General features: G+C 32.0%; 20 protein-coding genes. 17 read left to right on the top strand and 3 right to left on the bottom strand.

Annotated elements, in window-relative coordinates:
* Positions 1–359 precede the first annotated feature (359 nt).
* The 17 genes from DG435_RS07775 to DG435_RS07695 all read left to right on the top strand — a co-directional run bounded on the left by DG435_RS07775 (position 360) and on the right by DG435_RS07695 (position 17,514).
* The gene (locus DG435_RS07775) at positions 360–800 is read left to right on the top strand and encodes a thioredoxin family protein (RefSeq protein WP_106792564.1); all 441 of its coding nucleotides are present in this window, start codon (positions 360–362) and stop codon (positions 798–800) included.
* A 4-nt stretch (positions 801–804) separates the two neighbouring features.
* Positions 805–1,785, top strand: a complete 981-nt coding sequence (locus DG435_RS07770) for an FAD:protein FMN transferase (RefSeq protein ID WP_234387091.1) — start codon at positions 805–807, stop codon at positions 1,783–1,785.
* 25 nt (positions 1,786–1,810) lie between these two features.
* Positions 1,811–2,023, top strand: a complete 213-nt coding sequence (locus tag DG435_RS07765; RefSeq protein ID WP_106792566.1) for a DUF4266 domain-containing protein — start codon at positions 1,811–1,813, stop codon at positions 2,021–2,023.
* A gap of 65 nt (positions 2,024–2,088) precedes the next feature.
* Positions 2,089–3,336, top strand: a complete 1,248-nt coding sequence (locus tag DG435_RS07760) for a DUF3570 domain-containing protein (RefSeq protein WP_106792567.1) — start codon at positions 2,089–2,091, stop codon at positions 3,334–3,336.
* Between the two features lie 134 nt (positions 3,337–3,470).
* A complete protein-coding gene (locus tag DG435_RS07755; protein WP_106792568.1) occupies positions 3,471–4,316 on the top strand; it encodes a methylated-DNA--[protein]-cysteine S-methyltransferase in 846 nt (281 codons plus the stop codon).
* A gap of 111 nt (positions 4,317–4,427) precedes the next feature.
* Positions 4,428–4,907 (top strand): DUF1203 domain-containing protein, encoded by a 480-nt coding sequence (locus tag DG435_RS07750; protein WP_106792569.1) that lies wholly within the window; start codon positions 4,428–4,430, stop codon positions 4,905–4,907.
* Between the two features lie 419 nt (positions 4,908–5,326).
* Positions 5,327–5,716, top strand: coding sequence for a hypothetical protein (locus DG435_RS07745; RefSeq protein ID WP_106792570.1), 390 nt, complete (start codon positions 5,327–5,329; stop codon positions 5,714–5,716).
* 142 nt (positions 5,717–5,858) lie between these two features.
* Positions 5,859–6,242, top strand: coding sequence for a hypothetical protein (locus DG435_RS07740; RefSeq protein ID WP_106792571.1), 384 nt, complete (start codon positions 5,859–5,861; stop codon positions 6,240–6,242).
* A gap of 277 nt (positions 6,243–6,519) precedes the next feature.
* The gene (locus DG435_RS07735) at positions 6,520–6,864 is read left to right on the top strand and encodes a YciI family protein (protein WP_106792572.1); all 345 of its coding nucleotides are present in this window, start codon (positions 6,520–6,522) and stop codon (positions 6,862–6,864) included.
* Positions 6,865–6,892: 28 nt separating this feature from the next.
* Positions 6,893–7,231, top strand: a complete 339-nt coding sequence (locus DG435_RS07730) for a YciI family protein (protein WP_106792573.1) — start codon at positions 6,893–6,895, stop codon at positions 7,229–7,231.
* 4 nt (positions 7,232–7,235) lie between these two features.
* Entirely contained in the window at positions 7,236–8,513 is a 1,278-nt protein-coding gene (locus DG435_RS07725; protein WP_159025566.1) for an RNA polymerase sigma factor, read from the top strand.
* 355 nt (positions 8,514–8,868) lie between these two features.
* Positions 8,869–11,250 (top strand): DUF2339 domain-containing protein, encoded by a 2,382-nt coding sequence (locus tag DG435_RS07720; RefSeq protein ID WP_106792575.1) that lies wholly within the window; start codon positions 8,869–8,871, stop codon positions 11,248–11,250.
* Between the two features lie 113 nt (positions 11,251–11,363).
* The gene (locus DG435_RS07715) at positions 11,364–12,593 is read left to right on the top strand and encodes a DUF3999 family protein (protein WP_106792576.1); all 1,230 of its coding nucleotides are present in this window, start codon (positions 11,364–11,366) and stop codon (positions 12,591–12,593) included.
* A gap of 504 nt (positions 12,594–13,097) precedes the next feature.
* Positions 13,098–13,574 (top strand): hypothetical protein, encoded by a 477-nt coding sequence (locus DG435_RS07710; RefSeq protein ID WP_106792577.1) that lies wholly within the window; start codon positions 13,098–13,100, stop codon positions 13,572–13,574.
* 316 nt (positions 13,575–13,890) lie between these two features.
* Positions 13,891–14,802 (top strand): hypothetical protein, encoded by a 912-nt coding sequence (locus DG435_RS07705; protein ID WP_106792578.1) that lies wholly within the window; start codon positions 13,891–13,893, stop codon positions 14,800–14,802.
* Between the two features lie 51 nt (positions 14,803–14,853).
* On the top strand, positions 14,854–16,155 hold the full coding sequence (locus DG435_RS07700; RefSeq protein ID WP_106792579.1) for a nuclear transport factor 2 family protein: 1,302 nt from the start codon (positions 14,854–14,856) through the stop codon (positions 16,153–16,155).
* Positions 16,156–16,194: 39 nt separating this feature from the next.
* Positions 16,195–17,514 (top strand): S41 family peptidase, encoded by a 1,320-nt coding sequence (locus tag DG435_RS07695; protein ID WP_106792580.1) that lies wholly within the window; start codon positions 16,195–16,197, stop codon positions 17,512–17,514.
* Positions 17,515–17,545: 31 nt separating this feature from the next.
* On the opposite strand, the gene DG435_RS07690 is transcribed toward DG435_RS07695, so the two are convergent.
* From DG435_RS07690 to DG435_RS07680, 3 genes are all read right to left on the bottom strand, one after another.
* Complete coding sequence (locus DG435_RS07690) at positions 17,546–18,262, bottom strand: LytTR family DNA-binding domain-containing protein (protein WP_106792581.1); 717 nt, start codon at positions 18,260–18,262, stop codon at positions 17,546–17,548.
* A complete protein-coding gene (locus DG435_RS07685) occupies positions 18,262–19,299 on the bottom strand; it encodes a sensor histidine kinase (RefSeq protein ID WP_106792582.1) in 1,038 nt (345 codons plus the stop codon). Before DG435_RS07685 ends, DG435_RS07690 begins: the two co-directional genes overlap by 1 nt.
* 396 nt (positions 19,300–19,695) lie before the next feature.
* Positions 19,696–22,533, bottom strand: coding sequence for a T9SS type A sorting domain-containing protein (locus DG435_RS07680; protein WP_106792583.1), 2,838 nt, complete (start codon positions 22,531–22,533; stop codon positions 19,696–19,698).
* Between the last annotated feature and the right edge of the window lie 236 nt (positions 22,534–22,769).

Below are 22,769 nucleotides of genomic sequence, written 5' to 3'. Positions count from 1 at the left end.
AAATATAAAAAGAAAGGAAAATCTAATTGTAAAAGGTGCCCTAAGCTATAGTTTATAGGGTTTTATAATATATTTTGGATGTTAATCCATTCTCGAAAAACGGAAATACCCACAGGTATTTCCGTTTTTTTATAAAAAAACGACTATTTAATGTAGGGTGTTTCTCTATATAACTGTATTATAAGTAGAAGTCGAATTAAAGGTTGTAGTAAATAAGAGTAAGTATGTAACCTTGTTCGGTATAAAAATTGTTCTTTTAATAATAATTATTTAGACTTAGTACGTATTATGACCTTCAAACGAATTTTAAGTACTAATTAACAATTTGAATAGTTACTATAAAGTAGATTTACATTCATATGAAAAAGATTATTTCAGTTATATTCCTGATGTTTTTAGGAATTAATTTAGCAGGAGCCCAGGAATGGTTAACCGATTTTGAAGAAGCAAAAAAGATTGCACAAGAGAATAATAAAAAAATAATTTTAGTATTTGCAGGTTCAGACTGGTGTGCACCATGTATTAAACTAGAAAAACAGATTCTAGATACTAAGGAATTTCAGGAATATTCAAAAAAGCATTATGTATTGCTAAAGGCAGATTTTCCCCGAAAGAAAAAAAACCAATTACCAGAAGCGCTGCAAAACCAGAATAAAACATTAGCAGAGACATATAATAAAAGCGGAGGCTTTCCATTAGTCGTTGTTTTAGATAAAAATGGCAAAAAAATTGGGGAGACCGGTTATAAAAAAGTAACACCAAATGCGTACTTAGAAATACTAAGTGCAATGACCAAATAATATTTTGAGACTTCTCCTTACATTTTTATGTTTAGCTACAATAAGTAGTAGTTTCTCGCAACAAATACATAAACGTACCCTAAAATTGATGGGAAGTCGTTTTGATATTACTGTTGTCGATAAAGATAAAATTACAGCTAATCAGTATATCGATATTGCTGTTGAAGAAATTCAAAGAATCGAAAAATTGATTTCTTCATGGGATAAGAACTCTCAAACTTCATTAATTAATAATAATGCCGGGATTAATCCGGTGAAAGTTGATACAGAACTTTTCGACCTAATAAACAGAGCTGTTCGGATATCTAAATTAACAGATGGCGCATTCGACATTAGTTATGCCTCGATGGACCGAATTTGGAAATTTGATAATAGCATGAAAAAAATGCCCTCTGAAGAAGAAATAAAGATGTCGGTGGCAAAGGTAGGTTATCAAAATATAGTTTTAGATAAAACAAAATCTACAGTATTTCTTACACAAAAAGGAATGAAAATAGGATTTGGAGCTATTGGTAAAGGATATGCAGCAGATAAGGCCAAAGATCTTCTAATAGGTAAAGGAGTAAATGCCGGAATTATAAATGCCTCTGGAGATATGAATACCTGGGGGAAACAACCCGACGGAAGCGAGTGGAAAGTCGCAATTACCAATCCTTTAAATAAAAATAATGCATTTGCATTATTACCCGTAATAGATAAAGCAGTAGTGACCTCTGGGAATTATGAAAAATATGTAACTTTTGATAATAAGCGATATTCTCATATTATTGATCCCAGAACAGGATATCCATCTACTGGTATAGTAAGTGCTACAGTTTTTGCCCCAAAAGCAGAGTTGGCAGATGCTTTAGCAACTTCTGTTTTTGTAATGGGGATTGAGATAGGATTAAATAGAATAAATCAATTAACAGGAATTGAATGTATCATTATTGATGACCAGGGAAATATTCATACCTCTGATCATATTAAGATAGATAACCAATAACGATAATTTTTATAAAACGTACTTTATGAACAAGTTAATACCAATACTTTTAGTACTGCTACTTTCTCTAAATTCATGTGTAGCCGTAAAAGAATATGAAAAAGTACAAATCAATGATCCGGATATGGAGTTAGCACTCAAAAAAATTGATCGCTTCGAAACCAATTTCCAGGCCTATAGAGAATCTGCTGCAGGAGCAAATGGAGGGAAAACCGGAGGAGGATGTGGTTGTAATTAGTGACCAATAACCATATTAATAAAGAATATTAAAATATACTATACAATTTTATAAAGTAAAGATCCTTGAAAAAAATCCCCTTAATAATAGCAATATTGTCGGTAGTGATTGTAACTGGACAGGAGCAACAACAAGATGGTACCACAACATACAAAAAAAGAGTATTAGAATCTGCAGAAGTAGATTTCTTGATGAGTTATTACACTCAGGAAGGAGATAATGCTGCGGTTACAGGTGGTGTAGGTACAGAAGAACTTACTGATCTTACACCTACAATAGTGGTTTCTATCCCACTAAACGATGATGATGTATTAACAATAGATGCAGGGATATCAGCATATTCATCAGCTTCTTCTAGTAATGTTAATCCTTTTGATGGTAATGGTACTGCAAGTCCATTTGTAGCTTCTTCTGGAGCATCAAAAAAGGATGTTTTGACTACAATATCAGGAAGTTATAGCCATAGTAGTGATGATCGAAATAGTGTATGGTCGGCCAATGTAGCAGTTGCAACCGAGTATGATTATTTTTCTGTTGGTTTTGGAGGTAGTTATTCTAGACTTTTCAATGAAAAAAATACAGAATTAAGTGTAAAAGCTAATGTGTTTCTGGATACATGGAAAGCAATATATCCCACAGAATTAAGAGATCAACCTACGTTTACAAAGTTTGATGATGAATCTCGTAATTCATATTCTGTAGGATTTGGGTTCTCACAAATTTTGTCTAAAAAATTACAAGGATCCCTTGCATTAGATTTTATTCAACAAGAAGGTCTTTTGTCAACACCGTTTCAACGAGTACAATTTGCCGATGTGGCCGACGTAATTATTGAAGAATTTACATACGGTGATGATGTAGAAAGATTACCAGATTCTAGATTTAAAATAGCCGCAGGAGGAAGATTACATTATTATATTAATGAAATTTTTACAATACGAACATTTTATAGATATTATACAGATGATTGGGGGATTAACTCGCATACTGCAAGTATAGAAGTACCTATTAAAATTACAGATAAATTTACACTGTACCCTTCATATCGTTTTTATACACAAACAAAAGCAGATTATTTCGCTCCGTTTAATCAACATTTATCTACACAGCAATTCTACACCTCTGATTATGATTTGTCTGGATTTGATGCGAATCAATACGGTTTTGGTATTAGTTATACAGATATCTTTGCAAAATTACATATCTGGAAACTTGGTTTAAAAAGTATTGATCTTCGATTTAGACAATATGAACGTGACTCTGGACTAAGCTCTAGTTTGTTTTCTGGAGGATTCAGCTTTATAATGGATTAAATCAGTTTATTACTTCATAATTTTTCTAACCTTAAAATACTATTATTTTTATTCTGTATTGAAATAAGCAAGTTCTGGGTTTTAAAAATACCTTGGGCTAAATACTTTTATACCGTTTTTAAAATTAAAGTATTATGGAGATAAGTGAACAAAATCAGTTTCATTACAATCGTATTGCAGAGGCGATAACGTATATTAAGCAAAATTTTAAAGATCAACCTAATCTGGATGAGATTGCAGAAAAGGTACATATCAGCCCTTTTCATTTTCAAAGACTCTTTACAGATTGGGTAGGAGTGAGCCCAAAAAAGTTTTTACAGTATACCAGTCTGGAATATGCAAAAAACATTTTAAAAGATCAACAAACGACTTTGTTTGATGCGGCATATGAGACTGGACTTTCTGGAACAGGAAGATTACATGATCTTTTTATAAAAATAGAAGGAATGACACCCGGAGAATACAAAAATGGGGGTCAAAACCTTGACATCAATTATAGCTATGCCGAAAGCCCGTTTGGTAAAATGCTGGTAGCCTCTACTTCAAAGGGTGTTTGTCATATGACATTTGCAGATGACGAACATGCATTTACAACATTACAAAAACGTTTTCCAAAAGCAAAATTTACTCAAATCGTAGATAGATCTCAGCAAAATGCTTTATTTATTTTCACGAAAGACTGGAAAAAATTGAATCAAATAAAATTACATCTTAAAGGAACTGATTTTCAATTAAAAGTTTGGGAAACATTACTCAAGATCCCAAAGGGTGGATTAACAACATATGGAACCATTGCCAATCACATTCATAAACCTAAAGCATCCAGAGCTGTGGGGACCGCTATAGGTAGTAATCCTGTTGCATTTTTAATCCCTTGTCATCGGGTAATCCAATCTACAGGTGATTTAGGACAATACCATTGGGGCAGTACGCGCAAAACAGCTATAATTGGCTGGGAAGCAGCAAAAGTTAATTCATAACTAAGCAAGATTCGGGTGTTTTGCTTTTTAGATTCTGGTCACTTTTGTTAAACCAGAGTTATGTAATGAATTTTCTATGGCATAGTCTGGACTAAATCATAAAATAAGAATATGCAAAAATTTAGAATTGTCCCATTAACAAAAGAATATGTGTCAAGAATCAAAGAAACAAGAGTAGATGATTTTGGTTACCCAATTGTTGAACAAATTGCTACAGGTTATGGGCCTTGTCGTATTTCCTTACAAAAATTTGATCCAGGAAAAGATATCCGATTATTGATTAGTCATAGTCCTTTTGAAATTAAAAATGCATTTAATCAACCAGGCCCAATTTTTGTTCACAAAAAAGAAGTTAAACCTTATAAGAATAGCCATCAATTCCCACCAGAAATCAAAGCAGATAAACAAAATTTCCCTTTATCATTGATTGGGTATACTAAGAAACAAAATATGATATTTACAAAATTGGTAGGCGATGATGATGTAGATCTATTGATACCAGAAATATTTAATAACTATAATGACATAGCATATTTACATGCCAGAAATGCTGAAGCTTGTTGCTTTATATGTAAAATTGAAAGAGTGTAATTTTCAGAAACTATTAAAATATTTAAAACAACTTCCATTTTTATAAATGAGTTCAATAAAAAGGGAACACTATCCTTATATGTGTTCCCTTTTAGCCATTTACGTTAATAGATAAGTTATGGGCGTTTTATAATAAAACGTTTATAAAGGATAATACCCTACCTCAATTAATTTCTTAAAATAATATTTGAAATTCTCAATTTAAAAATTGATGAACAGAATATGAATAAAATTTTTAAAGATATCTTAATAATAAGAACCAGAATGATAGCAAAACTGGAATAGGGATTCTGGTAAATTGTATTGTTTTACATGAATTGTATTGCATTTGTCATATATAAGCAAGGATATTTAATAACATAGTATTAGGGATAAAACCAAAAAAAACGTTAAATTTAGCCTACTTAAATGCCCAAACTATGCAATCCAAATTAATTCTTACTACAGTTAGTATAGCTATGCTAACATTGAGCAGCTTTAAAAATAGCCCAGAACATCATGAGACTGTTGGAGAAAAAGAAAATACTAGTGGTGTATACCAGGGAGGCCCAAAAGAATTAATAGGGAAATGGGTAATGGATGGTGATCCTAATACTTATATAGAATTGAGATCAGATGGAACTGTTATAGAAAAATCCTTAGGAGAGCCCCTAAAAAGGTACTGGCTATTAAAAGATAGCAAACTATGCTTAAAAGCTACATCGGTAGAAGGAGGCACAGAAATGTGTTTAGAATATGTGCTAAGAGAAGATATGCTGGAGATTACCATGAATGAAATGAAACTTCATTATGCCAGATTTAAAGAATAATAATATAGCAATGGTATAAAATTTGCTGATAGAGTAAAAGAATTGATAAGTTTATCAACTTCTGAGCATTTAAAAATATCAAAACTATATATTACCAAAAAAACACTAAATTTATATCCTTATTTTATTAAAAAATTAAATTATGAAAAGTCCCCAATCTATATCCGTAATTTTTACAATTGTTATTTTAGCTGTAACTTTAATGAGTTTTAAGACAAATCCTGTACAGCAAGATCAGATAGCAGAGTCAAGAATTTTAGTTGATCAGGTATTCCCAGGAGCTGAACTGATGGGAATATGGGTAAAAGAAAATGACCCTGAAACAGTTATCATGTTTAAATTAGATAATACATTAGTAGAAAAATCAAAAACAAAGACGACTAAAAAAACGTGGACTATAAACGTAAAAGATCGCAAGGTGTGTATTGATAGTTCAGAATGTATAACTTATGAAGTAACGGAAAACACGTTATTTCTTTATATAAACAAAGAAAAAGTAATATATAATAGATCTACTAAAGAATAAGAAGTTTTTTAAGAAGACAACGTTTTAACAAAATTCTATAAAAAGATAGCGGGTGTATTAAAATACACCCGCTATCTTTTTAACAATAATTCGTGATTTTTTCAATGTGTAGATAGATTTACTTGTTGAAAAACAATACAATATCAAACTATAAATATCACTTTGGCCTATTTTTTAAAACATTTTATTAAAAAATATCATGTTGCTTGTCCAAAAATCAAAAAAGCGTTCGTCATAGTAATGTAAAAAATAAATAATCACTTAAAAAAACAGACAAATGAAAGAATTTATGTTTCTTTTTAGAGGAGATGATAAAGTATGGGATTCTAAATCTCCAGAAGAACAGCAAATGCATATGCAGGAATGGCAACAATGGATTGGCGAAATGGCCCAACAAGAAAAATTTATTGGAGGCGAACGACTATATTCACATGGAAATACAATTCATCCCGGAGGAACCAAAGTAACCGATAGACCTCTAACAGAAGGTAAAGAGTTGGTAGGTGGATATTTGATCATAAAAGCAGATAAAATAGAAGATGCTACCGAAATGGCAAAAGGATGCCCTGGATTGCAATGGAATTCTTATGTAGAAGTAAGAGAAGTATGGCCAGAGGATTAAGATAATAGAATATTAAAAAGATATAGTAATGAAAGAGTTTATGTATATTATTCGTGGCGGACATGATGCTAACCGATCACCAGAAGAGATGCAACAACATATGCAACATTGGCAACAATGGATGGGTAGTTTGGAGAAATCAGAACAACTTGTTGGTGGTCAGCCATTAATGAACGAGGCCAAAACATTGACCGAAGGTGGTAAAAAGGTAACCGATCGTCCATTAGCAGAAGGTAAAGAATTAGTTGGTGGATACTTACTAATTAAGGCAAACTCTCTGGACCATGCAGCACAAATAGCTAAGGATTGTCCGGGTTTTGAATATGGATGCAGCGTCGAAGTACGAGAAATAAGCCCAATGGAGTAACTTTTTGGAAAATAGAGATCACATAGATCATACATTAAACCATCTTTTTAGACAAGAGTCAGGAAAGATGGTTTCTGTATTGATTAAAATATTCGGTATCGAAAATATAGAATTAGCCGAGGACGTGGTGCAAGATGCTCTAGTTAAAGCTCTGGAAACCTGGAAATTTAGAGGAATGCCAGATAACCCAAGAGCATGGTTATATCGTACAGCTAAAAACAAAGCGATAGATATTATCAGGCATAATAAACATAGTCGTGTTATCGATTTTTCTGATCCCGAAAAACAACTTCTGACTTCGGGATATACACTAACCACTACAATGGATAACTATTGGCAGGAACAGCATATTAAAGATGATTTCTTAGGAATGATGTATGCGTGCTGTCACCCTGATATCTCGCAAGAAAATCAAATTACATTTATTCTAAAAGCATTATGTGGATTTAGTACCAAGGAGGTTGCACGATCCTTTCTTAGTAATGAAGATACTATCTCTAAAAGGTTATATCGAACCAAAGAATATTTTAGAAAACACAAGATACGCCCTGTAATCCCAACTTCTGATGAGATAAACCCAAGAACCAAAACTGTTCTTAATGCCATCTACCTCATGTTTAACGAAGGCTATAATTCTACTCATGCCGATCAGTTGATTCGCAAAGACCTAATTAGCCAGGCAATGCTTTTATGTAAATCTCTATTATCAGAAAAACGTACACAATTACCCGAAGTATATGCATTGATGGGGTTAATGTGTTTTCACGCTTCAAGAATTGATAGTAGGCTAACAAAAGAAGGAAGGCTTATTTTACTTTCTGAACAAGATCGTACAACATGGGATGCAGAACTCATACAATCTGGAGAACAGTATCTAAACAAAGCTGCTTTTGGAGACGAACTCTCAACATATCATCTCGAAGCTGCTATAGCATATCAACATTGCTGCGCAAAGCAATATGCAGATACGAACTGGGAAATGATATTAGAGTATTATGAACTCTTATTAAAAATCGCTAACGATCCTATCGTATTTTTAAATCGATGCCTGGTTATTTTAGAACTCAGAGGTCCAAAAGAAGCACTAATAGCACTTGAAAATGTAAAGAACAATAAGTTGCTAGAAAAATATTATCTATACCATGCAACTTTAGGCGAAATCTATCAACGGTTAGAAGATAATCGTACAGCAGCAACATACTACCAAAAAGCAATGCAACTTACCCAGTCTAAACAAGAAAGACAGTTTCTAAAAGATAAAATTGCTCGTATTTTGAAATAAAAACAAACATCTATTATATACTAAGATAGTGCCTTTTTAGAAAAACTTTTTTACCTTTTCAGAATGAATATTTTTTATTCTGTAATTCCGGGTGAAATATAAATAATACTTTTCACGGGAAACAGTGTACTATAAATTGAGCGTATCATAGATATTTGTTGACTATTCAAAATGTGTATGCTATATATTTAGTTTTGAAAAGAAACAGGTTTTGAATTTTTGATTTAGATAGTGGTATTTACTCTTAGAAGTGATGATATAGCTTTAAATATAACCTTGTTATATTTTGTAGTATCTTAATTTATGAAAGCTTTGAAGAATATTTAGCATTAGGCAAATATAATAATATTGTAATATGGGAAACAACCAAGATCAGATACATCAGCTTTTGGAGAAGCTAGAAATTCTACTGAAAAGACAACAAGATTTCTCAACTCAAATACAAGATCTTAAAGATGAAATATATAAGATAAAAATATCATCAGCCAACCAGCCGGATATAAAAACAGAAAACCCAACTCCTGTTTCACCTATAACCGAAATTACAAAAGAAAGTGTCAAAACCCCACCCTCTTCTGTTAAATCTGAAGATGTACCACCAGCATTAGTAAAAGAAGAAAAAACTACTATTACCAAAACCAGTATACCAAAAAAGAAATCTAACCTTGAAAAATTTATTGGAGAAAATCTAATCAATAAAATAGGTATCATCATTATTATAATTGGTGTTGCTATTGGAGCAAAGTATACTATAGAACATGATCTAATAGGACCATTAACTAGGATTATACTGGGATATCTAACAGGATTAGGGCTTTTAGGAATTGGAATGAAGCTAAAGAAAAAATATGAGAATTTTAGTGCTGTACTGGTTAGTGGTGCTATGACTATATTATATTTTATTACCTTTTTAGCATATGATTTATACGGTCTAATTCCGCAGACTCTGACATTTATTCTTATGCTATTATTTACGGCATTTACTGTTTTTGCAGCAATACAGTATAATAAACAAATCATAGCTCATATCGGGCTCGTAGGTGCATATGCGGTTCCTTTTTTATTAAGTGATGGATCGGGTAGAGTAGTGATTTTGTTTAGTTATATGGCGATTATTAATATAGGTATTCTCATTATTGCCATCAAAAAATACTGGAAACCTCTTTATTTTTCATCTTTTTTGCTTACCTGGATCATTTTTATGTCATGGTACGCAGATAAATACACTATAGAAGAACACTTTACTCTTGGCTTTATATTTCTTTCTGTATTTTTTATCACATTCTATCTTATGTTTTTGGTATATAAACTCAGAAAAAAAGAAAGCTTTAAAATCATTGATGTAATTCTACAGTTATCTAATTCATTTATCTTTTATGGCATTGGATTTTCGATGTTAAGCAATCACGAATATGGTAAGGATTTATTAGGTGTATTTACATTGGTGAATGCAGTGATTCATTTTGTAGTTAGCGTTATTGTACATAGATTAAAACTAGCTGACCGTAACCTGTTTTATTTTGTGTCAGGTATGGTTTTGATTTTTATTACAATTGCATTTCCTGTACAACTAGATGGAAATTGGGTTACACTGCTATGGGCAGGAGAAGCGGCATTGTTATTTTGGATTGGGCGAACCAAAAAAGTGCCGATATACGAAATACTTTCGTATCCATTGTGGGCCTTAACTTTTTTTAGTCTTTTACATGATTGGATCGTAGTGTATTATCGATATAGTCCAACACTACCAGAAACCAAGTTAATACCAGTGTTTAATATTTACCTTATGACATCAATATTGTGTATTGTGTCTTTTGCATTTATTTATATCACACATCGTAAAGAGAAATTATCTTTTCCCTGGCCAAAGCAACCCTGGTTATATACAATGCTTACCATAGGTCTTGCATTACTATTGATATGTACCACTTATTTTACATTTTGGATAGAAATAGATAGTTATTGGAACCAGGTTTATCAAGATATAGACCACCAGTATATTTCTCAAAATATCAATAATACAGAACAGTATACAGTATTATCAGATACCAGAAATTTTAAAGCTATTTGGCTTATTAATTATAGTTTATTGTTTCTGATTATTTTGTCTTTTGTAAATATCAAAAAAATCAAAAACAATGTTTTTGGATATATCACCCTTGGTTTTATGATGTTTGCTCTTTTTGGGTTTTTAACTCGAGGATTATACCTGTTAAGTGAATTTAGAGTTAATTATCTGGAATTAAAAGAAACAGAATTTAGTGCAGAAGCCTTTTCCCACATAGGTATACGATACATTTCTTTTGTATTCGTGGCTGGTTTACTATTTACTTTTTATAAATATGTACGACAAAAGTTTCTTGGTATAACCTTTAAAATAGCTTTTGAAATTATATTGCATAGTACATTAATCTGGATAGTAAGTAGTGAATTAATACATTGGTTAGACCTGTCGGGGTATACAGAAACATATAAACTAGGATTGAGTATTTTATGGGGTATTTATGCTTTGTTACTCATTGTTTTAGGAATATGGAAAAGAAAAAAATATCTACGGGTCTTAGCAATTATCGTATTTGGAATTACACTTATAAAATTATTCTTTTATGATATTTCACATATGGAAACTATTGCTAAAACTATTGTATTCTTAGCTTTAGGAGTGCTTCTTTTAATTATTTCATTTTTATACAATAAATACAAACATATTATAGCAGATGAAACAAATAGTAACTAGTTTTAAAAACCTATTCATGAAGAATAAGAATATGTTTAAAATCTTTAAAGTGAGTGTGCAGTGATTATATGTGTTCTTAATTTGTTTGCAGATAATTAAAAAGAATTAAACTCATGAAAAAGAAAATTATAATATTTCTGGCACTATTGATTTGTTTTGGGACTTATGCCCAGATGGATCAATATGCTTATAAAAATATATTGCCAGAGATAACAGATACCTGGCATGCAATTAGTCTACCTGATGAAATGTTTAGTAAGGTTTTGCCAAACTTATCCGATATTAGAGTCTTTGGGATCACAAACAAGAAAGACACGATAGAAGCACCTTATCTTTTACGATTAAAAACCGAAAAAAAATCCTTTAATAAAGTACCTTTTACCATCTTAAATACTTCATATAATGAGAAAGGGGCATATATTACAATGGAGATTCCAACTAAGCAACCAATTAATCAAATTCATCTAGATTTTGAGCAATCAAATTTTGATTGGTTGATTACTTTAGAGGGAACTCGAGATCGTAAAGAATGGTATACCATAAAAGAAGACTACCGTATACTCTCTATAAAAAATGAACTTACAGACTATCAATTCACCACAGTACGATTTCCTAACGCACAGTATCGCTATTTTAGGATACTGATAAAAAGTATTAAAAAACCCGTTTTACAATCGGCTAGTGTAACCAGGTATGAAGTTAAAGAAGCAAACTACAAGAAGTATGACATAGAAAAACTAAATATTCAGAATCCTAAGGGGACCAAAAAGACTATTATAGATGTTAATCTTAAAATACCAGTTCCTGTAAGTTATATTGGTATCGAAGTACAGGAAACTTTTGATTATTATCGTCCTATATCTATTCGATATATAGCAGATAGTATACAAACTAAGCAAGGTAGCTGGAAACCCCGTTATAGAGAGCTTGGTTCGGGAATACTTAATTCTATAGAAGATAATGTATTTACCAATACGAGTACAATTGCTCAGAACTTTAGAATAGTGATCGATAATCATGACAATCAACCTTTAAAAATTAATAAAGTTATCGTTAAAGGATATCAACACGAACTTGTTACACGTTTTGCAAATCCAGGAACATATTATCTTGTTTATGGAAATGATAAAATGAAAAAACCTTCGTATGATCTTAATCATATATCTGCCAAAATCCCGAGTGAGATATCAACGTTACTTCCCGAAATACAACAGGTTATTGACCAAGAAGAAGCTGTTGTAACAGAACCCTTGTTTGCTAATAAGATCTGGTTATGGGGTATAATGGGTATTGTGATCCTACTATTAGGAGGATTTACATTATCTATGATGAAAAAAAGGTAAAAAGTATGTTATTTTCTGGAGTAGGAAGAAGTTTTTGACCTCCTATAAAGTGGTTTTTTGCGATCAGGATGATAAGAAAAACCTGTGAAAAGTACTTGATTTTGGTTTATATGGCTCTGTTTTCATTTTTTTTCATTTTTTTTTGAATCTTTTTATCGAATTTTTTTTGAGTATTGATAAGGGGTCCGAGGCTTTAACAGGGGAAAAAACCCCTAGGTATTGTTGTGGAAAACCGTAAACAACTTTAAAAATAATTACTTATGTTAGCAGTATTACACGTATGATAATGAAGTTTATAATCTTACCAAATTGGTTTAGACCAACTACAGTTTCATAGTTTAAGAATTAGTATCCTATGTAGGCATATCTTAGTGTAATAAAGTGCCAGAAAATGAATAAGAAATAAGTAAAAAATAAAAACTCTACATCTTACCCATTACGGTGAGATTGCGTCCAATATATTAAGCTCTAGCTTACGACGGGCCCCAAAAAGAAAACTTGTAAATGAAAATTGAATTACTATCTATTTTTGATGGATTATTTAGTGTAAACACCAAAGAAAAGAAGCAAGAAAAGAGTACTGCAAAAATTTTTATGACAGATACACATACTAATTCCGGTAGAACATTGATGATCGAAGAAGAAACCTATGCTGTTTGGGCTTACCTCTTGAGAGCAGATAAAGAAGATATTGATTTTGATGGCTTTCTATGTGCGGTAATCGATCCAAAATTTTCTGGCGTAAATTCACATAAAAATATCCTGGAAAGAAGAGATGCACCATTGCCTGCCTTATATGCTAATCGATATAGTTATGTTAAAAACCTTAAAAAGAAAGATATAAAAGTACATTGGCAAGAAGAGCATGTAACCATATCCATAAAGAAAAAAGTTTACCTTATCATGGATCTAAATACAAAGACTAGCTATTCAAAAGGGTTAGCAGATGATTGTGACTACGGAAAACAACTAAAAAGCTAAGTAGATATACAATATGTAACTCATTTATTTTGATGGATTACTTTTCTAAGATATATCTAATCTTGGTATAAAGTTGTTCATTATCTTCTCTCAACAACATTTACTTCTCGATGAAATACAAATATTTAACTTTTGGCAGGATGTCGAGATAGATATTTAATATAGAGGTATGATCTTACCGTTCAGCAAAAATATTTAACTGCAAGAGTATGATTGTATTACCTTGATGCATAGAACAGAATTAATGACTGCTAATAGGTGCCATACGATTTTATAAAGTAATTTATCCTTTTTGTCAGTTAAAAATCAAAAAACAATGAACAGAAAGATCATGCTTATAATTTGTCTTTTAACTATAAGCCATTTATTTTCTCAACAGATACCAGATACAATTTATAGTCCTGAAATAACAGTAAAAATGTATCCAAAAAAACCTGGTACTACGATACATATAGATCAAGGACATCACAATTTTCATACAAAGAACAACAGGTTTTTGCCTTTTGCAAAATTAGTATCAAAGGACGGTTATAAAGTTACTGGTTTTGAAGGGAAATTTGCAAAAGATAAATTAAAAGATCTTAAGATATTAGTAATTTCTAATGCTTTATCAGAAAACAGCAGACCTCCTTTTGTAGCACCTACAGAAAGTGCTTTTTCGAAAAATGAGATAAATAATGTAAAAGAATGGGTTAAAAATGGTGGTTCTCTTTTTCTGATAGCAGATCATATGCCTTTTGCTGGTGCCTCTGCAAATCTTGCAAAAGCATTTGGTTTTACATTTTATGACGGCTTTGTAATGGATCCAGATGATAAGGGCATTTTTGACTTTTCCAGGAAAAATAAAATGCTCAGTCATAATATGATAACAAATGGTAGAAATATTAAAGAGCGGATAAATCGCATAAGAACCTTTACCGGTCAAGGGTTTAAAACACCAGAAAAAGCTACTTCAATTTTAAATTTAAAAAAAGAATATACCGTATTTATGACAGATACTATGTGGGTTTTTAATGAAAAAACACCTAGAATCTCTGCAGAGAATTTATCACAAGGTGCTGTTTTAGAATATGGAAAAGGTAGGATAGCTGTATTTGGAGAAGCAGCCATGTTTACTGCGCAAATTGCCGGTAGAGATAGAGTTAAGGTTGGGATGAATTCTGCAGAAGCTGCTGAAAATTATCAACTGTTACTTAATCTAATACATTGGTTAGATAAGGTGTATTGATCAAACAAATTAAGAAGTATCAATATATAGAAACACTAAAAAAATATATTCATGAAAAACATACTGCAAAACAACCTCCTTTTAATAACGTCATTTTTGCTATTAACAGTATTACACTTTCCTAAATCTAATGCTCAACACGCTGTTACAGAACAATATTTTAGACACATGAGGTATAATCATGTATCGCCACATGTAAAGATAAAAGGAATTCATGAAATAAATCATCAAGAAGCTCAACGTACTTCTCATTATGTGTTTAAGTATAATGAAAAAAAACAGTTGACAGAGATTATTAACTATCACTATCATGATCAGCGAAAACACCCTTTAGCAACAATAGGGGCTCATAGAACAGTTTTTGATTACACTAATGGGGTAGAGACCCGTGTTTTTTTTGATAAGAAAGGAAATCGAATGATCAATGATCGTGAAGTGTATAAAGAAGTATATCAATATGATAAAAAAGGATTTGTAAATGCGCTGGATTTCTATGATCTGAATGGTGATCCTATGGAATCTAATTGGAAAATTGCGAATTATAGGTGGTCAAAAAACAAAAAATTAATAATAGAAAAGAGATATGATTTGCAAAATACTCCTGTTAATATTTCACCATATTTTGAATTTGGGATAACAGGAATTTTATATAGAAAAGACGGATCTCCAAAAGCTAATTATAATCTTAATGAGAAGTTAGAAGTTCAAGAAAACTCAATAGGAGTGGCTTCTTACCAAGATACTTATGATAAAAATGGAAATCATATTAGGTATTCTTATCATAATGTAAAAGGAGAATTAACTAAAAATCAATGGAATTTTGCAGCCAACAACCAAGAATTTGATGACAAGGGATACCTCATAAAAGGAGCGATGTTTGACGAAAACAATAAACTGATACACAAACGAGATTTTCCTTCTGTTACTCATATAAGAATGGCTAGTGCGGTAAGTAAAAAAGATACTATAGAAATCAAGGAAAGAGCGTTAGGGTATTTAGTAGCACTACAGGAATTAAAACCTGATCTTATGAAAGAAGTGTTTCATGAAGATTTAGCAAAGAGAACGATGGGTTTTGACCGGGAAAAACAAAAAGAAGTGATTAGAGAAACCAGTTATGAACAGATGATAGAGTTTGCAAAATCATGGAATAAGTCTGGAACCAAGTTTCCGCCTAAACCAAGTAATGAAATAAAAATACTAGATATCTATAACCGTATGGCTACTGTTAAATTGATTTCAGACAATTGGGTAGAGTATTTACATTTAGTAAAAACAAATAACCAATGGCAAATCATAAATTTACTTTGGCAGTATAAGAATGTGGATCGATATCCAAACCAAAATAAATAAAAATCATACCTAAGATACATTATAATACAGATTAAAATAATGAAAAATAAAATATTGATATTTATCCTGACTGTCTTAACCCCAATGCTTCTTTTAGCGCAATCAAATACTGATGTCATTAAAAGAATAGAAGGACTAATGATCAAAAACTATGTTTTTCTGGATAAGGCACAGGAGGTAAATAAACATCTGGATAAATTAATGGAAGAGAAGTATTTTGATACTTTTAAAAAGCCAGAAGATTTTGCAAGAGCATTGACAAAAGAGATGCAAAAAATCACAAATGATAAACATCTTAATATCGCCCCGCCTAGACCTAGAAATAGTGCTCAAAGTAACCCTTTGAGTTTTATTCCCAGGCATTTACAAAATATAGAGCGTTTTCGTATGGGAGGATTTGGAGAGGTTAATTTTTTTGAAGGAAATGTGGGGTATGTTCACCTAAAAGGATTTAGAGTAGAAGACACTATAAAAGTAGATCCTCTAATGAAATATTTGTCAACTGCTGATGCTATAATTATAGATTTGAGAGGGAATGGGGGAGGTAATGGTCCTGTTGGAGTTAATTTAAGTAGTTATTTTCTTCCTGAAAACTTACCATTAACTAGTGTATACACAAGAAGAACAGATACTATGGAAAACTATAGTACAGTACCCGTAAAAGGTATGCAAAGACTGGATGTTCCTTTATTTATATTAACCAATGGCAGAACCTTTTCTGCATCCGAAGCTTTTGCATACGACCTACAAGCGAGAAAAAGGGCTACAATTATAGGAGAAAACACTGGTGGTGGTGCGCATCCTGTGAATTTTATGAGATTACCACAAGGATATAGGCTTATTGTTCCAATTGCTCGGTCGATCAATCCTGTAACAAATACAAATTGGGAAGGTGTTGGTGTGATACCTGATGTTAAATCTACTGCCGATGATGCACTAGAAAAAGCTAAAGAAATAGCTAAAGTAAGTGCTGCAAAATATAGAGAAAAACCTTTTAAACAGCTAGAAAAGGTTTTGGAAAAAAATGAGTATACAGAACAAGACGAAAAAACTGTTTGTGAACTTCTACAATTGATATTGAAAAGAGGGCATATGGAGAGTTTTATGGTTAACGATATGGGATATAATTATCTGGAAAAAAATATAAAAGCTGCCTTGGTAATCCTAAGAGCAGGATCAATACTTTTTCCTGATTCTCCCAATGCACAGGATAGCTATGCCGAGGTTTTAGCACAAAATGGACAGAATAAATTAGCATTAAAACATTATGAAGCCGCCGTAGCTATTGCAAAACATAGAAAAGATAAACAAGTAAAATTGTACCAGAAGAACTTAAGCAATTTTAAAGATAAAATGTGATCATATGTACTATTTGTAGTAGATGACAGGTTTATTTCCAAACCTTTTTTCCGGTCAGGTATATTTTTTCCAAAGCCTGATCTCTATAACTTCTTCCCATCGGGATGGTATGATCATTTATTTCTAATACATTTCCTTGTATAACACTTATATAGTGAAAGTTTACTATAAAAGATTTGTGAACCTGTACAAACTGAGACGATGGTAATAGTTCTAACATTCCCGAAAGGGTTTGATAAGTAACAAAAAACCTGTCTTTTAGTACTACTTTAATATAATCTTTTAAGCTTTCAATTAGAAGAATATCAGTATAGTACACCTTTATTTTTTTATTATCTACCTTAAAAAAAGCGGCGCCAGGAGAAGTTTCTGGAATTTTTATGGGTTGATCTGTATGTGTTCTTATTTTCTCAATAGCCTGTACAAAGCGATAAAAAGGAATTGGTTTTATTAGATAATCAACAGCATTAAGCTCAAATCCATCTACTGCATAATGACGATGTGCTGTTGTAAAAATAACCTTAGGAGGAGAAGAGACGGCTTTTAAAAAATTGATCCCATTTAGCATAGGCATCTGTATATCTAGAAAAATAAGATCGATTGTTTCGGTATTCAAAAATTCAATAGCTGATAAAGCATCATCAAATTTTCCAACTTCGGATAAAAAATCTAACCTGCTGATGTAATCAGAAATAACATCCTGAGCTAATGGCTCATCATCTACAATAATACATTTTATAGTACTCATCAATTATCTAGTTGTATACTTAGGTCGACATAAAACTTATGCGTACGTTCTTCTAACCTAAAGGTATGTTTTTGAGGGTAAATAATCTGTAATCTTTTAGATAAATTTTGAACGCCTATTCCGTTTTTATTACCTTCTTTTACAGAGTTTCCTACAGGATTAACAGTGCTGATATGTAATTCATCATTAGTAACCGCTATTTTTATTTGTATATCTACATCTCCTCTTTCATTCAAAGAACAATGTTTAAAAGCATTTTCGACTATAGGAATTAGGATAAGAGGAGTGATCATCACACCGCTAAAATTACCAGTGATTTCCATTTGTAGATTCAAACGATTGCCAAAACGCAACTTCTCTAATTCAATATAATCATGCAAGTGATGTATTTCCTTTTCTAAAGAAATTTTGTCTTCACTACCTTCATATAAAGTATAAGATAATAAGTTTGATAGTTGTAATAGAGCTTCTGGAGTTTTTTTTGAACCCTTTAATGATAATGAGTACAGATTGTTTAACGTATTAAAGAGAAAATGAGGATTCATTTGTGATCTCAGAAAATTCAATTCACTGATCTTTTGTTCTTTTTTTATTTTTTCTAAGTTGATCTTATTTTCGTAGTGATCTTGTAAAATCTTGATAGCAGTAGGAGGACCAAACCATAATAATATTGCTCTTGCAAAATCCAGTATTCTGGGAAAAGAAAAATAATCAGAAGGAAGTTTTGGTATGTCTAATAAAACCGGGTAGACAAAGTAATATTGAAAAAGTTTTACAAGTAATGAGTTTATAATAAGAAGAGGAATGAAAGTCAGAAAATAATATGCATAGCGTTTGGTACTAATATACTTAGGCCATAAGTAATACATGTGTATATAATAAAATGGGATTTCTAGTAAACAACCCAGGTACTTATAAGAAGCTTTTATCAAAGAAGCACCATACATTACATCCATTACTATCCAAATCAATAAATAAAGAATCCAAAAAACGATATGTTTTAAGGTTCGATTTTTAAAAAATATAGAAGTTGTCATAGTAATGTAGATGCATTTAAGTATATCCCAAATAGGATAAAATGGATCGTAATATCGTTAAATTATGAGTATTTGACTATTATTTTCTCTCAACAACACCTCTTGCTCGATGAAATATAGAAATATATGTTGATGTAATGTGTTTATAGCCTATATAATAAAGGTTAGTTACACTTGCTATTTCTTTCTTAGGTCGTATTTTTTATATGATTCCCTGATAAAAAACTATATTTGCTGCTTAGTTATAATTGCATTTTATATAACTAAACGTAAACCATTTTTGAAAACGGAGTAAGTTTAAGTACTTACTCCGTTTTTTTGTTTTTATGAAAAAAAGGGCATAGGAGGATAATGAAATAAGAACCAATGTAATACCTGTTACTGTAAAAATCAATTCTATTGTTTTACCATTTTGGTTACAATTTGTGAACCATCATTTCCTTCCAGATTTACAAGATAAATACCAGACTTATAGCCACTAATATTAATATCGAATTCCTCGCCAGAAGTATAGGAAAATCTTTCTACCAGTCTGCCATCTACCGTAAAAATTTCTCCTTCATAAGCAATAACACTTTTTAATGTCGAGTTAATTGTGAATGTACTTTGGGCTGGATTAGGGTAAATAGAAAAAATCTCCTTCTCTACAATAGGAGGACTAGTTGGATTGTCTTTTACATTTAATGTTGCTTCAAACATTCCCCGGCCATGAGTAGCTGCTACAATTTTTGCATCTGATTCTCGTATGGCAATCATATCTGTTCTTACATTGGCAAGAGTTTCATTTTTGGGAAACCATTCCACTTCATCTGATTTTATATCATTGGTAGCCCACACACCAATTTCTGTCGCTAATAGTACCTGAGACCTATCAAAAGGATTAAATAATCCCCATCGTACAGGCATATCAGGTAAGTTATTTTCTTTTTCAATCCACGAGGATCCACCATTATCACTATACCAAACAGAACTAATACCATAATTAGAAAAAGTAATCAAAATTTCATCTTCTGTTTCACCGATATCAATACTGGATATAGTGGCAGGAGGAAATGAATTACTGCCAATCTCTATAACTGTAGGGGTATCACTCTGCGCGTTTGTTACTTTAAATAATTTACCAGATTGAGTACCAATAAATAATGTCGAAGTTCTTGTTTTGTCATATGGCGATACTTTTACGCTAGAGTAGGGTACAGTCGATCCTGTGTTTAGCGGTGTAAATTTTGAAATTATAGTATCACTTTTTATCTCAACTGTTAATAACTCATCAATATGTTGATTATCTGTTGAGCTAATTGCACCACCAAGCCCCATTGCGTTTGCAAAAATTGTATTGGTTTGAGAGTTGTAATCTGTTGCATTGATAAAAGTACCACTTAATTGACCAACATAAGTAAAATTTTCGCCAGCATCCCTGCTGATAAAATATTGATTATGATATACCGAAGTGATCCTAATATGGGGTTCGTTTTTATCAACAAACGCAAATACACCATCCCCACCACTTACCATATCGGTAACATCAATAGGATTACCATCATATCGCAGTGTACCATTATCCTGCGTTCCTCCATAATAAGCATCAATTCCTTTTCCCGGGTGAATACCAATAGTATAGTATTGAATAGTATTTAAGCCTTTATTTACGTCAAAAAAGGAAGGAAATATATTTAAAAAGTTATCAAATTCGGCTACATTAGAAGTAGTCATATTATTTGAATAAAATACACCTCCATCTGTAGAAATAAGAACTTCATCAGAAGAGCCTGGTCTATACAGAATAGTATGTTGATCTGCATGAACATATTTTGGGAATTTATGACGATTTGCTACCCAGTAAGAAATCGATTGCCAGCGTAATGCACTAGCATCTGTAGTATCAGCAGTATCGGTTCCTGTTAATTTAAAACTATTGAGACCACCTATAATAATAGTGTTCTCGTCAACAGCATCTACTCCTATAGCCATGGCATGCCAGGTAAGCGATCCCCAGCCTCCCCAGCCCAGATCTCTACTTGGACCTGCAAATTCTGACCATGTGCTACCGGCATCAGAAGATTGTAAAAGGATACAAAAATTACTAGAGTCTCTTATGAATCCCGACGGGAATTTGAATCCTCCACTTATAATAGCATAAACTCTCTTTGGATTAGAAGGAGCAACTGCAAATTTTACTCTACCTGGATAAAGGTCACTTGAAGGATCAAATCTGCTTGTTGCAAAAGAATCATCAATAGTCCAGTCAGTTCCATTTAAAGAACTAAGTATAACGCCTGCTCCATTTTCATCTACATTTCGCATTGTACCGACGAGAAGTTTTCCTCCATCGACTTCTTGTATATCTGATGGAGCATATGGTGTAGTATCTCCTACTATATTCGGAAGCACTTGTACCCAATTGGTACCGCCATCTATTGATCGATACAGTCCATTAGTAGTATTAGATCCATGTGGAGCTCCTTTATAAGTTCCCGAAGCAACTGCTGCATAGAGTACATTTGTACCTGCTTCATTTCTAACAAGAATGTCGTTTATATAAGCAAAATCAGTACTTGATGGTAAAAGCTGCCAGGTTTCACCATGATCAACAGATTTCCATATACCTGTACCACGACCAGAGGATTCCCGATAAATATTTACAGCTGTATAAGATTCTCCCGTTCCCACATACATCGTATTACTGTTATCAGGATCAAAAGTAATGGCACCTACAGCCAGATTTTCAAAAAAACCAGATGCATTTTCCCAGGAAGATTCTGGATTTGTAATATCATTATTATACCATAGTCCACCAGTAACCGATCCGCCCCATATTTTTTTATGTGTTGCGTCTGAAGGATCAAAGACTATTTTTCGAATTCTACCCGATATGTTAGCAGGGATATTTTTCCATTGTATTTGATCACTACTGCTTTTTTGTAATAATTTACTCTTAAGTGCTTGTGCTTTGGTAAATTGAAATGATTTTAATAAACGCTCTTTAGGTACATTTTTTGTTGCCGGATCTAGAGTAGTAAGATATTCGTGAAGTGCAGCAAAATCTGGCCTATCAGGTTTTTTGCTATTTAATTCTCCTGGTGTTGCATATGCTTTTTGATAGGTGTCGTTCAAAAAAGCTTCATGTTCTTCTCTTAGGTTAGAAGTTTTTAAATTATAATGTAATACCCATCCACATAGGATTATAGTTAACATAATTGTAATTATGCGATGTTTTGTGGTTTGTGTTTTCATTCTACAGAGTGTAAGGTTTGGTTTATTATATCAGTACCCTTAATGTAGTTTACATTAAGAATATTGATTGTGTGCTGTATAATGTGCTAAACAACAGAGTGTTAAAATAATTCACTTTGATGTGTTATCATTATAAACAAAAATCATTTTTGTAAATATAACCAATTGATTAAGAAATTGTATTTCTAAATCTATACAGAGATCAATAGATTAGTTTGTATACGACACTTTTTTTA

Source organism: Aquimarina sp. Aq78 (assembly GCF_900299525.1).
GTDB lineage: Bacteria > Bacteroidota > Bacteroidia > Flavobacteriales > Flavobacteriaceae > Aquimarina.
Note: the sequence above shows the minus strand (reverse complement) of the source record. Positions and strands in the feature narration are given on the sequence as shown.

Coding starts and splice junctions, on each gene's coding strand:
- DG435_RS07730 (WP_106792573.1), top strand. CDS start 6,893: ATGAAAGAGTTTATGTATATTATTCGTGGCGGACATGATGCTAACCGA.
- DG435_RS07715 (WP_106792576.1), top strand. CDS start 11,364: ATGAAAAAGAAAATTATAATATTTCTGGCACTATTGATTTGTTTTGGG.
- DG435_RS07720 (WP_106792575.1), top strand. CDS start 8,869: ATGGGAAACAACCAAGATCAGATACATCAGCTTTTGGAGAAGCTAGAA.
- DG435_RS07680 (WP_106792583.1), bottom strand. CDS start 22,533: ATGAAAACACAAACCACAAAACATCGCATAATTACAATTATGTTAACT.
- DG435_RS07765 (WP_106792566.1), top strand. CDS start 1,811: ATGAACAAGTTAATACCAATACTTTTAGTACTGCTACTTTCTCTAAAT.
- DG435_RS07690 (WP_106792581.1), bottom strand. CDS start 18,262: ATGAGTACTATAAAATGTATTATTGTAGATGATGAGCCATTAGCTCAG.
- DG435_RS07700 (WP_106792579.1), top strand. CDS start 14,854: ATGAAAAACATACTGCAAAACAACCTCCTTTTAATAACGTCATTTTTG.
- DG435_RS07685 (WP_106792582.1), bottom strand. CDS start 19,299: ATGACAACTTCTATATTTTTTAAAAATCGAACCTTAAAACATATCGTT.
- DG435_RS07755 (WP_106792568.1), top strand. CDS start 3,471: ATGGAGATAAGTGAACAAAATCAGTTTCATTACAATCGTATTGCAGAG.
- DG435_RS07745 (WP_106792570.1), top strand. CDS start 5,327: ATGCAATCCAAATTAATTCTTACTACAGTTAGTATAGCTATGCTAACA.
- DG435_RS07735 (WP_106792572.1), top strand. CDS start 6,520: ATGAAAGAATTTATGTTTCTTTTTAGAGGAGATGATAAAGTATGGGAT.
- DG435_RS07695 (WP_106792580.1), top strand. CDS start 16,195: ATGAAAAATAAAATATTGATATTTATCCTGACTGTCTTAACCCCAATG.
- DG435_RS07705 (WP_106792578.1), top strand. CDS start 13,891: ATGAACAGAAAGATCATGCTTATAATTTGTCTTTTAACTATAAGCCAT.
- DG435_RS07710 (WP_106792577.1), top strand. CDS start 13,098: ATGAAAATTGAATTACTATCTATTTTTGATGGATTATTTAGTGTAAAC.
- DG435_RS07750 (WP_106792569.1), top strand. CDS start 4,428: ATGCAAAAATTTAGAATTGTCCCATTAACAAAAGAATATGTGTCAAGA.
- DG435_RS07775 (WP_106792564.1), top strand. CDS start 360: ATGAAAAAGATTATTTCAGTTATATTCCTGATGTTTTTAGGAATTAAT.
- DG435_RS07740 (WP_106792571.1), top strand. CDS start 5,859: ATGAAAAGTCCCCAATCTATATCCGTAATTTTTACAATTGTTATTTTA.